The following is a 17,586-nucleotide window of genomic DNA, read 5'->3' as shown; positions in this document are numbered from 1 at the left end:
TCCTCCGTCGGGAATCAGGCGACGAGTGCGGCGTTGCCCACGTCGGTCGTGGACGGTCCGCGGTCAACCGGCCCACGCCGCCACAGCGGCGACCGCCTGCCCCGGGTTGAGCCGGGGATCGCAGTAGGTCGTGTACTTGTCGCCCACGCGGTCCACTCCGGACTCGTCGTGAGCGCACTCCGTGACGTCGTCCGGTGTGGTCTCCAGGTGCAGTCCTCCGGCGACGCAGCCTTCGGCCCGCACCACGCGCTGGAAGCGTTCGATCTCGGCGACGACGGTGTCCACGTAACGGGTCTTGAGGCCGTCGGGGGTGAGCGTGGTGTTGCCGTGCATCGGGTCGCACAGCCAGATCACCGGGTGCCCGGCCGCGCGCACCGCGGCCACCAGTCCGGGCAGCCGCTCGGTGACGAGGTCCGCGCCCATCCGCGAGATCAGGGTCAGCCTGCCCGGCTCGCGGTGCGGGTCGAGCCGGTCCGCCAGCGCCCGCAACTCGTCCGCCGTCATCGTCGGCCCGACCTTGCAGGCGACCGGGTTCGCCACCCCGGCCAGCAGGTCGACGTGCGCGCCGTCCACCTGGCGGGTGCGGTCGCCGATCCACGGCAGGTGGGTCGAGGCCAGGAACGCCTGCCCGGTGCGGTCCCGGCGCAGCAGCGGGATCTCGTAGTCCAGCAGCAGCGCCTCGTGACTGGTCCACAGCGGAGGGTCGATCGGCCGCGCGCCACCGCCACCCCAGCCCAGCAGGCCGGTGACGGTCCGGGCCGCGGCGTACCCGGCGAGCACCCGGTTGGGATCGGGTTTCCGGCCGGCCGCGTCGGGTTCGGGGCGGTTGACCAGGTGGCCCCGGTAGGAGGGCAGCACCACGCCGCCGACCACTTCGGTCGGGCTGGACCTGGGTTTGGCGAACTGGCCCGCGATCCGGCCGATCCGCACCACGGGGCGGTGCGTGGCCATCTTCATGGTGCCCGCCAACAAGTCCAGCAGGGCCGCCTTGCGGGCGACGTCGCCCGCCGCGGACCCGAAGTCCTCGGCGCAGTCACCCGCCTGCACGACGTGCGCGCGGCCGGCGGCCACCACCGCGAGCGCGGCGCGAAGCTGTCCGACTTCGTCGGAGGTGACCAGGCCGGGCCGGGAGGTCAAGGCGGCCCGCACCCGGTGCACGAGTTCGTAGTCGTCCCAATCCGGTTGCTGCAGCGCGATCCTGGGTGGGCTTTCGCGCACGGCGTTGTCCACTGACACTCCAATCACGAAGGGACCGGGCACGACCGGAGGTGTGCGGCGAGCGCGGTCGTGCGGCTCAGTTCGCGGATGAACACCACTTCGTCGACACGGCGATCGTGGAGCCGAACCCGGACAACGGGCAACGAACCGGGAATGCAGTACGTCAGGTTCCCTCGATCTCCGTCATGTCCGCCCCGCGCGGCCCGGATCGGCCCACGCCACCGGTGGACGGCGAGGTGCCCGCCCCCGACACCTCCTGTGGGGCCCGGCCGGGCCGTGCGCGGTGACCTGCGGTGTCCGGCCCGCCTGGGGCCACTTGGAGCAACCGGCGGGACCGGACGGATGTGTGGCCCGACCACCCCCCGATATCGGCTCGCGTGGCGCGCCCGGCCGCCATCCGCGTTCGAGTGGCGTCGGCCCACCCCCGAGGCGCGCAGGTTGGTGCTCCCCGGATCTAGGCAGGTCCGGTGTCCCCGAGCCACGTTGGGTGGCATCCCTGTCGACACAACGTGAAGAGAGGCTCCATGCCCGGCCGAGGGAACACAGCAGCGCGCCCCATCCCGGACTTCTCGCGCGAGTTGGTCGTCGCCGAACTCAGTTCCGCTCTGTTCGCCTCGTTCACCCGCGAGGACCAGCGGCGCAAGGGTGTCGAGTACCTGACCGGCCTGCTCCGGGCGGCCGGCCGCAAGTCGATCCGCAACATCGCCCAGGCCGTCGGCGGCCAGGCGACCGAACAGTACCTGCACCACTTCATCAGCGACTCGACGTGGGCCTGGGCGCCGGTCCGCCGGGCGCTGGCCGAGCACGTCCGGCAGGTCGCCGCGCCGGACGCGTGGGTGGTGCGGCCGATGCTGATCCCCAAGGCGGGCACCCACTCCGTGGGTGTGGCCAGGCGGTTCTCCCCCGATCTCGGCCAGACGCTCAACGCGCAGCAGGCCATGGGCGTCTGGGCGGCGTCGAACGAGATCACCGTCCCGGTCGACTGGCGGCTGCACCTGTCGCAGGCGTGGGTGCGGGATCCGGGCAAACGCCGGCGCGCGGCGATCCCGGACTGGGTCCGCGCGGAGACCGACGGCGAGTGCGCCATCGAGGCGTTCCTCGGCACGGACGCGCGGCTGGACTTCCCCTCCCGCCCGCTGGTCATGGACGCGCGCGGGATGGACGTGCACGCCGCCGTCGCGCGATTACACCCGGAGATCCCACTGCTGCTGCGGGTCGGCGGAACCCGGCTGTTCACGGTTTCCGACCCGACCGCGTCCCGGCGCTCGGAACCGTTGCCCGCGCAACAGGTCATGGGCGTGCTGCGTGAGACCCGGAAACCGGTCGCGGGCCGCTGGCCGCTGCTGGCCGCCACCGTGCGAGTCGGCATCCCCGGCCGGGCCCGGCGTTCGGGCGACCCCGCACGGGTCGGCGTCACGGGCCAAGCCGGGCGTCTGGGCGACCCCGCACGGATCGGCACTCCCGGCCAGGCCGCGCGTTCGGGCGACCTGGTGCTGCTCGGTGTGGGCTCGGCGGGTCAGTCGTGGCCTGCCGAGCTGTGGCTGTCCAACCAGCCCGACGCCGATGCCGCGAGCCTGCTGCGCACCAGCCGGTTCCTCGACCGGGTCGACCACGACCTCGCCAGGTTCGCCGACCGGGTGGGCCTGCGGGACTTCACCGGCCGGTCGTTCGCGGGCTGGCACCGGCACACGACCCTGGCGTCCGCGGCGCTCGCGGTGCTCGCGCTCGCCGACACCACCTACCGTGTCGGGTGGCCGAGCTGGACAAACGACCATAGTCCACAATAGACACATCGGCGCATGCCGCTTTCCCCGCACCGCCAACGGGTATCCGCCCGCCCGCCGCTGACTCACACCCCTCGAACCGGCACGGGGAAGACACCGGAACCGGCGTCCCGCGAGGGTGCCGGTTCCGGTGTCGCGGTCCGTGCGGGTCAGAGGTAGGGGGTGTCGGGGTCCAGGCCGAGCAGGACGCGGCCCTGCAACTCCATGTTCGCGTTGAACTGGATCAGCGCGTGCAGGGACAGCGCCTCGATGTCCCGGCGGAACCGCCCGAGCGGCACGTCGTGGCGGATCACCGAGCCGCCGCCGGCGTTGTACAGCAGCTCCACCGCCTCCTTGGCGAGCTGGGCGGCCCAGGTCGTCCGGCCGCGGACGACGGCCTTCTCCTCGGTGGTGAGCTGCTCCCGCGCGTCCGCGCGGTCCTGGATCACCTTGAGCCACACCGCCGAGAAGGCTTCGGCGGCGTCGATCTTGTTCTTGGCGGTGGCCACCTGGATCTGGGTCAGCGGGTGGAGGCTCTGCTCCGTCCACGACGTGTAGGTGATGCCGCGTCCGGGCAGCCGCGCCAGGAACTGTTCGTACGCGCCGCGCGCCATGCCGGTGAACACGCCGGCGATCATCGCCATCACCAGGCTCATCAGGCCGTAGGCCCGGCCGTCGGAACCGTCATCGGTGCGGCCGGGGACATTGCCGTTCACCGCGTCCGCGTAGTTGATCACGCGGTGCTCGGGCACGAACACGCTCTCGGCGACCGAGGTCGTGCTGCCGGTCCCGGCCGCCCCGGCGACGTCCCAGTCGTCCAGGATGGTCATCTCGCGGACCGGGACCAGGGCCATCAGTTGACCCTTCGAGCCGTCGCCGTTGTCGACGACCGCGGTCAGCAGGTTCCAGTCGGCGGCCCGGACGCCGGTGTTGAACTTCCAGCTTCCGCTGAGCAGGTACCCGCCCGCGGTGCGGGTCAGCGTGCCGGTGGGCGCGATCGCGCTGGACACCCGGACGGAGCCGCCCGCGAAGACCTCCTCCTGCGCCTTGTCCGGGTAGAGCTGCACGGTCCACGCGGTGTGCACCCACACCATGGAGACCCACCCGGTCGCGCCGCAGCCCCGGCTGATCCCGGTGAGGACCTGCACCATGTCGGCCGCGGAGTAGGCCAGACCGCCGAACCGCGCGGGCACGCCCATCCGGAACACGCCCGCTTTTTCCTGCAAGGCGATGTTCTCGTCCGGGATCCACCGGTTCCGGTCGGCCTCGGCACCGTTCTGGCGGAGAGTGGGGAGCATGTCCCGCACGGCTTCCAGCATTGCCTCGGGTGACACGTCGGTCGACATGGCATTCCTTCCTTCGGGATGGCGTATTCGCGCTTGCGCGGGCAGCGAAAGCGACGCTACCCAGCGCGGAACGGGTTCCCGGAAAGTCGACCGATGGTCTGTCAGGTCGGTTCGGGCGGGCACGAATGGGCGCAGGTCGACGGGGGCGCCGGGCGGGTCCGCGCCACGCGGCGGCTCGGAGCCGGGCTACTTCGTCACGCCGAGGGCGGCGAGCGCGTCGACCAGTGGCGCCGGCTCGGGTAGCTCCGCCGCCTCCCGCAAGGCTTGGGCCAGTGCGTCTTCGATGCGGACGTGGAGCGCGGCGAGGGTGCGCCACCCCCGGGCGCGCGACTCGACGTCATCGGCACTTCTCACGGACCGTAACCCTCCCTTGCGACCAAGTGCTTGCATACGACATCATGAGTCGTATGCAACAAGCCGCGTGTGCGACTATCGCGGACGCCGGTAGCGCGCGTCAGACAAGGCTGCGGCACGAGGCGCGCCCGCCTCCGACGACGCCCGATCGCGGGACGCCGGCCGGGTACGCGCATTCCGGCCGCCAAAAGCGCTCACCGGTCCCGACCAGTCCCATCCGGGTCAACAATCACGCCGGGACGCGAGGTCCCCGCATTCCGGCCAACGCGCCGAAGGACGGCAACACATGTCGACCAGCTTGACCCCCAACGAGGAGCAAAGGGGCGACGACACCGGCTCGGCGCCCGATACCGCTGCCTTATCGGTGCGGTGGAACGCGCGACAGTGGATTCTGCTGGTCATCTTCAGCGGGGCGATCACGCTCGACGGGCTGGAGAACTCGATGATCGCGGTGGCGATTCCCGAGATCCAGCGGGCGTTCGGGGTGAGCGCGGCCACCGCGCAATGGGTGCCCGGCGCCTACATCCTGGCGTTCGGCGCGTTCCTGCTGCTCGGCGGGCGGTGCGCCGACCTGTTCGGCCGCAAGCGGGTGTTCGTGATCGGCATGGCGGTGTTCGCCGTCGTCTCGCTGCTCGGGGCGTTCGCGGACGACGCCCTCCTGATCATCCTGACGCGCTTCGTCAAGGGCGTGGCCGCGGGCTTCACCGCGCCCGCCGCGATGTCGCTGCTGACCACGACCTTCCAGGAAGGCGCGCAGCGGAACAAGGCGTTCGGGATCTTCAACGTGTTCGAGGCGTCCGGCTACTCGTCGGGCCTCCTGATCGGCGGCTTCCTCGCCGCGCTGAACTGGCGGTCCACCTTCGTCCTGCCGGCCGTGGTCGCCGTGGCGCTGGTGCTGGGCGCACTGCGCTTCATCCCGGCCGACCCACCGCGCACCAGGGGATCGCGCCTGGACGTCGGCGGCGCGCTGACCCTGCTGCTGGGCATGCTGCTGCTGGTCTTCACCGTGGTCGAGGTGCCGGAGATCGGCTGGGCGACACCGCGGACGATCGGCGGGTTCGCCCTGTCCGCGGTGCTGCTCACCGCTTTCGTCGTCATCGAGCGCAAGGTGCGCGAGCCGCTGATCCGGCTGAGCCTCTTCCGCGACCGGAACCTGGTGTCCGCCAACCTCAGCATGTTCCTCCTGTACGGCGGCGCGATGGCGTTCCAGTTCGTGCTCGCCCTGTACCTCCAGAACCTGAACGGCTGGGAACCGTGGCACATGTCGTTCGTCATCCTGCCCGGGACGGCGTTGACCATCATCATCGGACCCCGGCTCGGCCGGCTCATGGACCGGTTCGGGGTGCACAAGGTCCTGCTCGTCGGCCTGGTGTCGTTCATCCCGTGCTACCTGCTGTTCCTGCGGATCGGCCCGGAGCCGGACCTGTGGGGTGTGCTGGTGCCGGTGGCGCTCGTCTGGGGCCTCGGCTTCGCGCTCAGCCTCGCGGCGCTGATGGTCGCCGGGACCGCGGGCATCGCCGACGAGGACCAGGGGCTCGCCGCGGGCCTGCTCAACAGCTCGCTCCAGATCGGCGGCGCCTTCGGCCTCGCGGTGGTCACCGCGGTGATCGTGCCCGCCACGCGGCTGGGCGACCTCTACCCGGGGATCTGGATGATGCTGGGCTTCGCCGTGCTCACCCTGCTCGCCCACGGGCTGCGCAAGAAGGCTTGAGCCGCCCGACCGGGGCCGGCTCCGCGGCGGACATCCGGCGGGTGAACGGGGAACGCGCTCCGTCCACTCGCCACGCCGACCGGTGGAGTCGGCCCGCCGCAACGGTGTGCGCAAGGTGGTATCCGACTGACGGTGAGCTGCGGGCGGTGTCTTGATGACGAGTTCGTCCACGTCCCGGGAAGTGGTTGCCGTAGACCTGATCGCCGAACTGCTGGACATGCTGGCCGGCGGTGCGCCCACGGACGCGTTCGAGACGCTGCTGGACGACGACGGCAGGCTCGACGCCGCTGCGGGGTCGGCGCCCGACGTGAAGGCCGCCGTCTGGCGTGCCATGCGCGTGCACGTCCACATCCAACGGGGCCGGAGCCGCGAGGCCGGGCTCGCCGCCCTGGTCGACGTGGCCCGGGAACTGGCGGCGCCCCACGAGTCCATGGCCGTCCTGCTGCACGCCATCACCAGGCGGGCACGTCAACTGCTCCGCGTCGACATGGCCTACATCATGCTGTTGGACGAAGAACAGCGCTACAGCCGGGTGCAGGCGGCCGACGGCCACACGTCCAGCCTGAGTGTCGGCCTGCGACTACCCGCCGACGGCATCGTCGCCGCGGAGCAGGCCAACGGCGCACCGTTCGCCACCCACAACCTGCTCGCGGACGAGCGGATCGCGCTGAGCCCGGCGTTCGAGGAGATGGCGAGGGCCGAAGACCTCCGCGCGGCGATAGCGGTGCCGCTGGGCCTGGGCGGCCGTTCGCAGCCTCGCGGTGTCCTTCACGTGGCAAGCCGCAAGGTCCGGCACTTCACCGCGGACGAGCGATCTCTGGTCAGCTCCCTGGGCATCCTCGCGGGCCTGTACATGGAGACCACGCGCATGCGCATCGCCGCGGAGGCGCGGGCGGCGGAGCTGGAGTCGCGCCTGTCCCAGTTGTCGGCCACCGCCGAAGGTCTGCACGAACACCACGATCTCCAGGCAGCGCTGATGGACGTGCTGCTGTCCGACGACGATCTGCCCGCCACGGTCGCGACCGGCGCGGCCTGGCTCGGCGGGAACGTCGCCGTCTACAACGCGGACGGGGAGCTGCGCAGCGCCGCCGGCGATCCGGCCGACGTCGGGGACACGACGGTTCTGGCCGGCGTGCCCGGCATGACGACGAGCGAACCCGTCATCGCGGAACGCGGCGTGCGGGTGGTCCCGCTGTGCTGGCGGCAGCGACACCTCGGAGCCTTGGTGCTGCGCGGACCGGACGAGCTGACCGACCGGGAACGGGGTCGGCTCCGCCTGCTCGCCCGCGCGCTCGTCGTGATCATGCGACGCGACCCACCCGTGGCGAACCCGACGGGCGACGCACGCGACCGGTGGCTCGACGACGTGCTCGGCGACGAACGCGGGGCGCCGGGGCGGCTCGCCGAGCGCGCGAGCCGGCTCGGCCTGGACCTGGCCGAGCCTCACCTGGTAGTGGTCGCGAAGCCGAAGGGCGACCTGCTCTGCCGGGCCAAGGCGTGGGCGGGGGCGTACGCGCGGCGGCTGGGCGGACTGCGTGGCTCCCGCGACGACCACCTCGTCCTGCTGCTGCCCGGCGGCGACGCGAGCACCGTGGCGCGCGACGCCTCCGCGGCCATGGAGTCCGAGCTGGGCACGCCCGTGCCGGTCGGCGCCGCCGGGCCGCTCACCGACGCCGGATCGATCCACGACGGCTACCGGGAAGCGGTCCGCTGCGTGGACGCGGTCGTCGCGCTCGGCGTCGCGGGCGGCGCCGCGTCGGCACGCGACCTGGGCTTCGTCGGCGCGCTGATGGCAGGCGACCGCGACGCCGCCGGCTTCGTCGCGCAGGTCATCGGCCCGGTGCTCGACTACGACCGGGAGCGCTCGGCCGACCTGCTGCCGACCCTGCGGGCGTACTTCGACGAGGGCGGCAGCCCCACCTACGCGGCGGAGCGCCTGCACGTGCACACCAACACGGTCACCCGCCGACTCGACCGCGTGAAGGACCTGCTCGGGCCGGGCTGGCAGAAACCGGACCAGGCACTGGAGATCCAACTCGCCCTGCAACTGCTGCGAGTGCGCGAACTCCTCGAACACCGACCGGTCGGCGCAAGGCCGACCAGGGCTCCCGACGGACCGACGAGGTGAGATCGACCCGGGCGAACGGCGTCCGCCACGGCCCGACACGACGGCGACTCCTCCGACCCGACACCACGGGCGCGGCGGCGTGGGTCAGGCGTTCTGGACCCAGCGGACGAGGGTGTCCAGGTCGCCGTTCACCTGGTTCCAGGTCTTGTAGTGCGAGCCGACGGTGCGCAGCTCGAAGACGATCACATCGAGGTTGTTCTCCTGCGCGGGGGCGATGAGGGTCATCTTCCCGTACATGGTCGACTGCCCGACCTGCGGCGCGCCGGTGAGGGCGGACTGCAGGTAGTCCTTGAGCGAGTGCTCCGGGAGACCCGGGACCGAGCGGATGACGTGCTCGTTGAAGTCGGCGGTGACGCCCTGGGTCTCCGTCTCGTCCTGGACCTTCGCGATCCGGTCGAGCATCGACTCGTCGTCCCAGCTCTTCGCCAGGTACTGCCGCACGTCCACCGGCAGCATCGGGTAGATCTCGTGGAACGACGTCCTGCCGAGGGCCACCGTGCCGTTCTTGACCTGGCCCGACTCGTCGACCTCGCTGGTGTAGTCGGCGATACCGGCGATCTGCGTGTACACGAGCTGCGCGTAGGCGTACATGGCCTGGACGCTGTCCCGCCCCGACGCGCCGTTGGCCGCGAAGTCCTTCGCCACGACCGCGGCGAAGTCGGCCGCCTGGAACATCCTGAACCGCGCCCGGTTCAGGAAGTTCTGCCGGCCGGGGACGTACGGGGCGATCTTGCGCACCAGGTCGAAGAAGCCCGCGAGCGACCTGACCGGCACACCGACGGAGTAGTGCAGGAAGAGGCCGTCGCTGCCGTCGTCCTCCGCGGGGCTGTACTTGGCGGGGAACTCGATGATCCGAGCCGTCACGCCGTCCTCGACGGCCGTCCCGTGCTTCGCGATCGCGGCGGCGAAGGAGCCGGGCTTGGCCGCGTAGAGCACGTCCCGCATCTCTTTGATGGCAGCGAGTTGCGCCGCCAGCGTCCCCGGTCCCGTCCCGCTGCCCGCGCCCACGACGGAGACCGGTTCGGTGACGAACTCGATGTTGGAGTTCTTCTGCCGCCGGTCGCTGACGATCTTCATCCCGTAGTTCGGGCACTGCGCGAGGTTGCTCTCGCCGGGCAGCGACTTGCCCTTGCCGTCGACGACGAGCAGGCTGATCTCTACCTCGAACCCGATCATGGTGTTCCCCTTGGTGCAGTCGACGGATGGGCGGAGGGCCACGTAGCCACGCGCCCACGTGAGTCTCGGCTGGCCGAGTAGTTCGCCGGCCGCCGATCTGCGGACGTGATCCGATCGTTGCCCGGCGCCGCCTGGAGTCACCGGGGCCGGCTTCCGGATGCCGTTGGAGTAGGGCTCGCTCTCGACGAGCGCGAGGTTCTGCTTGTCCTTGTCGGTGTCGCTGAACAGCCGCTTGCCCGCGCCGAGCGACGACTTCCGACCGTTCCGCGAGTCTCACCCTCGGCGGACACTGTGGTCGAGCTGAGGAGAAGCGCGTGAAGGACGACATCTGGTCGATGGTGCACGCGGAGCGGGCGGCGCTGATCGGCGACCTCGCACAGCTCGATGACGGGCACTGGGCGCAACCGTCACTGTGCGCGGGGTGGACGGTGCACGACGTGGTCGCCCACCTGATCGACACCGCCCGGACCACTCGTCTCGGTTTCGTGGCCGGCTTCGTCCGGGCCCGGTTCGACTTCCACCGCCAGAACGCACGCGGGGTGGAACGCGAGCGCGGCGCGGCGCCCCGGGAGACGTTGGAGCGGCTGCGCCAGGTGGCTACCCGGACGTCGACCCCTCCGGCGCACCTCGACAGCCGACTGGTCGAGGAGGTCGTCCACGGCGAGGACATCCGTCGACCGCTGGGCCTCGCCCGCACCTACCCGCCGGAGGTCGTCGTCAGGTCGCTCCGCCTCCAGGCCCGCACCCCGGCGTCGTTCGGCGGGGCCAAGGAGTTGGCGGCCCGTCTCCGGCTCACCGCGACAGACGCCGACCTGTCGATCGGAGACGGTCCGGAAGTGCGCGGAACCGCGCTCGCGCTGCTCCTGGCCCTGTCCGGGCGACGGGTGGCGATGGCCGAACTCGACGGGCCCGGGGTCGCCACGCTGACGACCGCCTGAACTCCCGGTCGGAGCCGTGGTCAGCCGGCGCGATCACCGTCGGTGGTGTCGAGGTCGTCGACTTGTTTTCGGACGCGTTCCGCGTCGGTGTCCCGGTCCTGCTCGCGGTACAGCGCCAGCGCTTCCCGCCACACCTCACGGGCTTCGTCGTGGTGGCCGAGCGCGGTGTGGGGGTGGCCGAGGCGGTCGAGGGTGTCCGCGATCTCATAGGTGTTGCCGAGGGTCCGGAACAGGGCGAGGGCCTGGTGGTAGTGGTCGATCGCCTGGCGGTGGTCGCCGGCCCGGTGGTCGATGAAGCCGAGGCTGTCCAGCGTGGCCGCCTCGCCATCGGGGGCGTGATGGCGTCGGACCAGGGTCAGGGCGGCCTGGCAGTGGTCGCGGGCGGTGTCGAAATCGCCTAGCTGGGCGGCGAACCAGCCCACCCCGTTGAGCGCCGCGGCCTCCCCCATCGGGTTGTCCAGGGTGCGGAAGAGGTCCAGGGCGTGTCGGGCGTGTTCCAAGGCCTGGCGAATGTCCCCCCGCTGCTCCCACGCGAGCGCGAGGTCCTGGTGGGAGGACGCTTGTCGGACGGTGTCGTCGTGGTGTTCGGCCAGCGCGAGTGCCTGGTGCAGGTGCGCGATGGCCTCCTCGTGCTGGTCCAGCCTGATGTGGGCGCGGCCCAGGTAGCGGTGGGCGAAGATGCGGGTGGTCGGGTCGGGCAGGTGTTCCGCGGCGTCCAGCGCGATCCGCCACACGGCCAGGTCGTCGTGGCGGTGTCCCCGCCGCTGGAGGTACGTGGTCAGGCTGAACGCCAGGTGGTAGACGACGTGGTGGCGGCGGTGGACGGCGGCGGTGTGCTGGGCGGCGAGCAGGTGAGGGAGCTCCGTGTCCAGCCAGGCCAGCACGGTCTGCTGGTCAGGCAGCGGGTGGGGCTGGGCGCCGGGCGCGGGTGGGTCGAGCTGGATCTCCGCGTAGGGGGCCATGAGGCGGTGCGCGGTGTGGGCGGTGTGCAGGTAGAAGTCGACCACCCGCTCCAGCGAGGACAGCCGCACCGGTTCGGGCAGCGTGTCGGCGACGGTGGTCGCGTAGGCGCGGACGACGTCGTGCATGGTGTACCGGCCGCCGGGGTGGGGGTCGATCAGCGAGGCGTCGGCCAGGGCGCGCAGCACGGCGCGGGTGTCCCGTTCCGGCAGGCCGGTGAGGCTGGTGGCGGCGGGCAGGCCGATGTCCGGGCCGGGTGCGATGCCCAGCAGCGCGAACGCGGTGCGTTGCTGCTCGGTGAGGTGGCGCAACGACCAGGACAGCACGGCGGGCAGGCTGGCCGTGGGATCGTCGTCATCGAGGGCGTCCAGGCCGGACTCCCGCAGTTCCGCGACGGCCTCGGCAGCGGTCAGGCGGGGGTGGATGCGGGCGGCGATCAGGCCGAGCGCGAGCGGGAACCCGCCGCACAGCGCGATGAGTTCGGCGATCGCGGGTTCGTCGGCGGCGACGCGCTCCGCGCCCAGGGCGGCGACCAGCAGGGCGTGGGCCTCGCTGTCGGTGAGCACGTCCAGGGGGAGCGGCTGGGCGCCGTGGCGGGCGATCAGCGCCGGGAGCCGGTTGCGGCTGGTGACCAACACGGTGCAGGTCGGGGTGCCGGGCAGCAGCGGCACCACCTGGTCCGGGGTGGCGGCGTTGTCCAGCACGATCAGCATCCGCCGGTCCGCGACCAGGCTGCGGAACAACGCGGCCTGGGCGTCCAGGACGGTGGGGATGCGGTCAGGGGCGACGCCGAGAACGCTGAGGAACCCGCGCAGTGCTTCCTCCGGGGCGGTCGGCGGGCCGGTGGGGCTGAACCCGTGCAGGTCCACGAAGAGCTGCCCGTCCGGGAAGCGGTCGAGGTGGTGGTGCGCCCAGTGCAACGCGAGCCAGGTCTTGCCGATCCCACCGGTCCCGGCCAGCGCCGAGATCACCACCGTCGTGTCCGCGGCCTCCACCGCCTTGGTCAACACCGCGATCTCGTCGGTGCGGCCGGTGAACAACCGGGGCGGGGCCGGCAATTGACGGGGCACCGCCGACACCGCCGCGACGGCCGTCGTGCCGGTCGGGGTGGTCAGGTCCGGATCGGCGTTCAGGATGCGCTGGTACAGCTCCTGGAGCCGGGGACCTGGATCGGCGCCGAGTTCGTCGACCAGCCGGGTGCGCACCTGCCGGTACTGCTCCACCGCGTCGGCCTGACGACCACTGCGGTACAGGGCCAGCATCAACTGGCCGGCGGCCCGCTCGTCCAGCGGATGACGCTGCGCCCGGTCGGCCAGGCCCGGCAACAACTCGGCATGGCGATCCAGGCGCAACGCGACATCGACGTGGTCCAGTTCGGCGGCCAGGCGTTCCCGCTCCAGGACGGTCCGCACATCGTCCGCCCACGGGGTGTCCAGGTCCGCCAACGGCACACCCCGCCACAACCCCAACGCCTCCTGGAACAACTCCCCCGCCCGCTCGTCGTCCACCGCACGGGCTCCACCGATCAGTTCCCGGAACCGGTGCAGGTCCACGTCCTGCTCTTCGACGGTGAGCCGGTAGCCGCCGGAGCGGCGGACCAACTGCACGTCCTCGGCCCCGGACAGGGCCGCACGCAGACCGGAAAGGTAGGTGTAGAGCGAATTCCGGGCCCGATCCGGGACCTGCTCACCCCACACGCACGACAGCAGGCGATCCATCGTGACCAGGCGGTCGGCCTCCACCAAGAGCACCGCCAACACCCCGCGCTGCTTGGCCGACCCCAGGTCCACCGGCACACCGTCGACGTCGGCCTCGACGCCGCCCAGCAACCGGAACCTCACCACCACAACCTCCTCGCGCCGGCGGTCGTATGCCATCCGACCCTACTCACGCGCTATACGAGCCGGACGGCTGTGCCGGAAGCCCGACCGGCCGCGAGTGTCGGAATATGCCGTGCCGAGGCACCTCGGACGAATTCGGCGCGCTGTTCGGAATGGTCCCAAATCCCGGTTTCCGGTTTACTCAAGCCGTCCACCCGGCCCGACGCGATAAGCTGCCGGAGAAAGTGGACGCGGGGGAAGGCTTACCTGATGACGACCAAGACGCGTATCGCCGTGGTGACCGGAGCGGGCAGGGGGATCGGCTTGGCGATCGTGCGGGCGCTGGTGGACGACGGATTCGCCGTCGTCGCGGGCAGCCGCACGGTCACCGATGCGCTGAAGGCCTTGACACCGGACGCGCTCGAAGCCGATCTGGGCGACCCGGACGAACCCGCCCGCGTCGTGCAGCACGCGCTCGACCGGCACGGCGGGATCGACCTGCTCGTGAACAACGTCGCCGGCACCTCCACGCCTCCCGGCGGGTTCCTCCAACTCGACGACGAAGCCTGGCTGCACACGGTCAACCTGACGCTGATGTCGAACATCCGGGCGACGCGGGCGGCGCTCCCGAGCCTCCTCGACCGCCGCGGCGCGGTGGTCAACATCAGCTCGGTCAACGCGAAGCTCCCCCAGCCGCGCCTGGTCGCGCAGTCGGCGATCAAGGCCGCGGTGTCGAACCTCGGCAAGGCGCTCGCCGAGGAGTTCGGCCCCCGCGGGCTGCGGGTGAACACGATCTCGCCCGGCCCGGTGTGGACCGACCTGTGGACGTCCCCGGGCGGGCCCGGCGACCTGCTCGCCCGGCGGGCGGGCTCCGCGCTGGAGGAGTTCAAGGACCGGTTGCCGGCGACGGTCGGCCTGTCGACCGGCCAGTTCGCCGAGCCGGAGGAGATCGCGGCACTCGTGGTGTTCCTCGCCTCCGGGCGGGTGGCCAACATGAGCGGCGCGGACCTCGTGATCGACGGCGGGATGATGAAGACGGTCTGAGCCACGAACCCGCCCCGGCCACGTCACGAAGACCGGCCACGTCACGAAGACCGGCCTCGTCGCGAAGACGGGGCTCGTCGCGAAGACGCACCGGATCTCTCCGGTCCCCACCCGGCGACCGTCGCCTCACGGACGCGTGCGCACCGCGCCGTCCTGGATCACGAAGTCCACCCGGCCCATCACGTCCATCGTGGTGAGCGGGTCACCGGGCACCGCGACCAGATCGGCGACGCCACCGGGCCGGAGCCGGCCGAGGTCGGGCCGCTTCAGCAGATCGGCCGCGCCGCTGGTGGCGGCGCGCAGCACCCGCTCGGGCGGGATGCCGGCGTTCACCATGTCCACGAACTCCCGCCAGTTGTCCGGGTGGGGGAACGTGCCGGCGTCGGTGCCGAACACCAGAGTCACGTCGCTGTCGGCGAGCAGTCGTGCCGACGCGCGGATGCGGTCGGCGTGCGCGCGGAACTTCCGGCGCACCAGGGGAAGCCTGCCCGTCCAGAACTCGTCGTCGTCCAGCCGTCCGGTGAAGTGGGCCATGCCGTGCAGCGTGGGCACCAGGGGCACGCCCCGGTCGGCCAGCAGCGCGAAGGTCTCCTCCCCCGCCAGGTTGGCGTGCTCCACCGAATCCACTCCCGCGCGCACGGCACGGCGCACGGCCTCGTCGTTGAAGGCGTGCACCGCGCAGGGCAGGCCGAGATCGTGTGCCGCGCCGACCAGCGCGTCCATCTCGCTCTGCGAGTACGTCACCGCCGCGGGGTCGTCCGCGGGTGAGGAGAAGCCGCCGCCGGCGGCGAACTTGATCCAGTCCGCGCCCGCGCGCGCCTGTTCGCGGACCCGGCGGACCACGTCCGCGACGCCGTCGCCGAGGGTGCCGACCCGGAGCCCGAACCGGGTGGCCAGTGCCGGCTCCTTCTCCCCGTGCCCACCACGCGCGGACAGCAGGTTCGGCGCGGTGATGAGGCGCGGTCCGACGACGATCCCTTCCGCCTGGGCGCGGCGCAGGTCGACGGAGCCGGAGTAGTCGCCGCTGCCCAGGTCGCGAACCGTCGTGAAACCGTTGTCCAGCAACGCCCGCATCGCCGGCAGCGCCCAGAGGACCTGGACGCCGATGGGCTCGGTGACCAAGGCCTCGTCCAGCACGTGCACGTGGCAGTCGATCAGGCCGGGCAACAGCGTGTGGCCGGGCAGCGCCACGGTCGTGGTCGCCCACGCCGTGTCCACGTCCCGGCCGACGGCGGCGATCCGTCCGCCGCGCACCAGGACCCGCGCGTGCCGGTCGGCGTGGAGCTGTTCGCCATCCCAGAGCCGGTCGGCGACCACCACGAGGTCGCCCGGCGCGGAGTCGGCGGCGCTCGGCATCGCGTTCACCCCTGATCGGCCTCCACGCCGTCGGACAGGGCGAGGGGGCGGTAGTGCTCGTCGTCCCACAGGTCCCCGGGGCCCGGGTTGCCCGGACCGCTGCCGCCTCCCAGGCAGCGCAGCACGCCCCAGGCGGCGTTGAGGCCGGAGGCCATCGCGTGGTCGAGCCACCCCGGCGACCACGCGACGTCGTCCCCGGCCAGGAACAGCGGTGTCGCCGGCTCGCCCGGCACCGCGGGAGAACCGGTGAAGTCCTTGAGGAAGTGGGCGAACAGGTCCCACTGGTAGGGGTACTCACCCGGCCGGGCGAACCGGCAGTAGCCGCGGAAGTTCCGCTCGTTCTCCCACGAGATCGCGCACGCGTCGGCGGTGTCCGCCTGCCGGCGCAGTTCGTCGGCCACGTCCGGGTGGATGTCGGCCAGCTCGCGGACCAGGGCCGCCACCCTCTCCGCGACGGTGGAGGACGCCAGTTTCATCGAGTCCTGGGCCCAGGTGAAGCTCAACATCAGCACGCCGCGCCGGCCGTCCGGGTCCGGTGGCGGGCCGTAGTCGAACGTGTAGGTCGCCCTCGGCAGCCGGTCGGTGATGGTGACGCCGTCCATGCCGGTGCCCTCCCAGAACGGCGCCCTGGTCACCAGGACCGTCTTGGCCGACTGCCAGTAGCTGAGCCGCCGGATGGCACGCCGCAAGCGCGGCCCGAACGGCTGGACCCCGTTCAGCGGCCGGACCTCCACACCGGTCTCCAGGATGTGCAGTTGCGGTGTGAACACGGCGGCGGGGTACCACTGGCTGGTGCCGTCCTCGCAGTGGACGACCACCCCTTGCGCGTAGTTCCCACCGACGTCCAGCGCGGTCACCGCCGGCCGCGGCGCGCCGCGGTTGACCTCCGCGAGGCTGGTCGTGGTCCCGTCGGGCCCGGTGGTCCTCCGGTGCCAGAACGCGTCCGCGAGCGCGCTGATGCCCTCTTCCAGCAGGTACATCGTCGAGCCTTCGGTGGTCAGCAGCATCCGGAGCGTCTCCAGGAACGACAAGTCGTAGAAGGAGTCCCACACCGTGGTCGCCACCCCGACGGTGCCGAGCAGGTGCGCGTCGGAGCGGTTCAGGCCGACCCCGCCGGGATCACGCAGGAACCGGTAAAAGCTCCACTCCTCGAACCGGTGCACCAGGTCGGACCAGAGCCGCTTGGCCCGCGCCCGGTCGCGTGCGGCCAACGCCTCCTGCAACTCGAAAACGCCGATGCGGCGCAACGCCTCCTCCCACTTCGGGTGGGCCCGCCCGAACCGCGCGTGCTCGGAGTACAGGTCCGTGATGGTGCTCACCGGGTAGCTGCGCCCGTCGAGGTCGAGCACCGTCCGGGGCGTGACGCCGGCGGCGTACTCGTCGCGGAAGGGTTTCCAGCGCAGGCCGAACTCCTCGGTGTAGTGGCGCAGCAGGCGCGCCGAGCCGGGGAACCGCATGCACCCCAACTCGACCACGGCGCTGTCCGAGGCCGAGAGCCGCCGGGAGTACATGCGACCGCCGAGCCTGCGCCCACCGGGGCCTCCCGGCTCGGTCTCCGCCTCGTAGACGATCGGCCGGCAGCCGATCCGCAGCAGTTCGTAGGCGGCGGTCAGACCGCTGCCGCCGGCGCCCACCACGGCCACCGGCGAGCCCAGCGCGTGGTCGGGCAACCGACCGATCCGCCGTCCGCCCGACACGTAGTCGGTGTAGTCGAAGGGGAAGTCGACCTGCAAGTCGGCGGCACTCGTCTCTGCCACGATACGGTCCTTACC

General features: G+C 71.8%; 12 protein-coding genes and 1 pseudogene. 5 read left to right on the top strand and 8 right to left on the bottom strand.

Annotation, left to right across the window (positions count from 1 at the left end; genetic code table 11):
• Window positions 1–63: 63 nt before the first annotated feature.
• Window positions 64–1,230 (bottom strand): 3-deoxy-7-phosphoheptulonate synthase, encoded by a 1,167-nt coding sequence (locus ACQPZF_RS12450; RefSeq protein WP_433271459.1) that lies wholly within the window; start codon window positions 1,228–1,230, stop codon window positions 64–66.
• Window positions 1,231–1,742: 512 nt separating this feature from the next.
• Here ACQPZF_RS12450 and ACQPZF_RS12445 point away from each other — a divergent pair.
• Complete coding sequence (locus tag ACQPZF_RS12445) at window positions 1,743–3,005, top strand: IS701 family transposase (protein WP_433271457.1); 1,263 nt, start codon at window positions 1,743–1,745, stop codon at window positions 3,003–3,005.
• A 146-nt stretch (window positions 3,006–3,151) separates the two neighbouring features.
• Here the strand turns inward: ACQPZF_RS12445 and ACQPZF_RS12440 are convergent, their stop codons facing one another.
• Both ACQPZF_RS12440 and ACQPZF_RS12435 read right to left on the bottom strand, forming a co-directional pair.
• A complete protein-coding gene (locus ACQPZF_RS12440; protein WP_433271455.1) occupies window positions 3,152–4,327 on the bottom strand; it encodes an acyl-CoA dehydrogenase family protein in 1,176 nt (391 codons plus the stop codon).
• 186 nt (window positions 4,328–4,513) lie between these two features.
• Window positions 4,514–4,681, bottom strand: coding sequence for a hypothetical protein (locus tag ACQPZF_RS12435; protein WP_433275008.1), 168 nt, complete (start codon window positions 4,679–4,681; stop codon window positions 4,514–4,516).
• Window positions 4,682–4,967: 286 nt separating this feature from the next.
• Here ACQPZF_RS12435 and ACQPZF_RS12430 point away from each other — a divergent pair, with 286 nt between their 5' ends.
• Window positions 4,968–6,392 carry an MFS transporter gene (locus ACQPZF_RS12430; RefSeq protein ID WP_433271453.1) on the top strand — a complete coding sequence of 475 codons (1,425 nt, stop codon included), beginning with the start codon at window positions 4,968–4,970 and terminating at the stop codon, window positions 6,390–6,392.
• Between the two features lie 154 nt (window positions 6,393–6,546).
• Window positions 6,547–8,520 carry a helix-turn-helix domain-containing protein gene (locus tag ACQPZF_RS12425; RefSeq protein WP_433271451.1) on the top strand — a complete coding sequence of 658 codons (1,974 nt, stop codon included), beginning with the start codon at window positions 6,547–6,549 and terminating at the stop codon, window positions 8,518–8,520.
• A gap of 84 nt (window positions 8,521–8,604) precedes the next feature.
• Here ACQPZF_RS12425 and ACQPZF_RS12420 read toward each other — a convergent pair whose 3' ends face one another.
• Both ACQPZF_RS12420 and ACQPZF_RS12415 read right to left on the bottom strand, forming a co-directional pair.
• Window positions 8,605–9,696, bottom strand: coding sequence for a hypothetical protein (locus ACQPZF_RS12420; RefSeq protein ID WP_433271449.1), 1,092 nt, complete (start codon window positions 9,694–9,696; stop codon window positions 8,605–8,607).
• Between the two features lie 150 nt (window positions 9,697–9,846).
• Window positions 9,847–9,942, bottom strand: a pseudogene (locus ACQPZF_RS12415) (dihydrofolate reductase family protein); the annotation flags it as partial.
• A gap of 68 nt (window positions 9,943–10,010) precedes the next feature.
• Here ACQPZF_RS12415 and ACQPZF_RS12410 point away from each other — a divergent pair.
• On the top strand, window positions 10,011–10,634 hold the full coding sequence (locus ACQPZF_RS12410) for a maleylpyruvate isomerase family mycothiol-dependent enzyme (protein WP_433271448.1): 624 nt from the start codon (window positions 10,011–10,013) through the stop codon (window positions 10,632–10,634).
• Window positions 10,635–10,654: 20 nt separating this feature from the next.
• On the opposite strand, the gene ACQPZF_RS12405 is transcribed toward ACQPZF_RS12410, so the two are convergent.
• Window positions 10,655–13,471 (bottom strand): BTAD domain-containing putative transcriptional regulator, encoded by a 2,817-nt coding sequence (locus tag ACQPZF_RS12405; RefSeq protein WP_433271446.1) that lies wholly within the window; start codon window positions 13,469–13,471, stop codon window positions 10,655–10,657.
• Window positions 13,472–13,684: 213 nt separating this feature from the next.
• Between ACQPZF_RS12405 and ACQPZF_RS12400 the strand changes: the two genes are divergently transcribed.
• Window positions 13,685–14,458 carry an SDR family NAD(P)-dependent oxidoreductase gene (locus tag ACQPZF_RS12400; protein ID WP_433271444.1) on the top strand — a complete coding sequence of 258 codons (774 nt, stop codon included), beginning with the start codon at window positions 13,685–13,687 and terminating at the stop codon, window positions 14,456–14,458.
• 126 nt (window positions 14,459–14,584) lie between these two features.
• Here ACQPZF_RS12400 and ACQPZF_RS12395 read toward each other — a convergent pair whose 3' ends face one another.
• Together ACQPZF_RS12395 and ACQPZF_RS12390 are read right to left on the bottom strand one after the other, a co-directional pair.
• The gene (locus ACQPZF_RS12395) at window positions 14,585–15,814 is read right to left on the bottom strand and encodes an amidohydrolase family protein (protein ID WP_433271442.1); all 1,230 of its coding nucleotides are present in this window, start codon (window positions 15,812–15,814) and stop codon (window positions 14,585–14,587) included.
• A gap of 5 nt (window positions 15,815–15,819) precedes the next feature.
• The gene (locus ACQPZF_RS12390; protein ID WP_433271440.1) at window positions 15,820–17,571 is read right to left on the bottom strand and encodes a flavin monoamine oxidase family protein; all 1,752 of its coding nucleotides are present in this window, start codon (window positions 17,569–17,571) and stop codon (window positions 15,820–15,822) included.
• Window positions 17,572–17,586: the final 15 nt, after the last annotated feature.

Source organism: Actinosynnema sp. CS-041913, assembly GCF_050942485.1.
Classification (GTDB): Bacteria; Actinomycetota; Actinomycetes; order Mycobacteriales; family Pseudonocardiaceae; genus Actinosynnema.
Note: the sequence above shows the minus strand (reverse complement) of the source record. Positions and strands in the feature narration are given on the sequence as shown.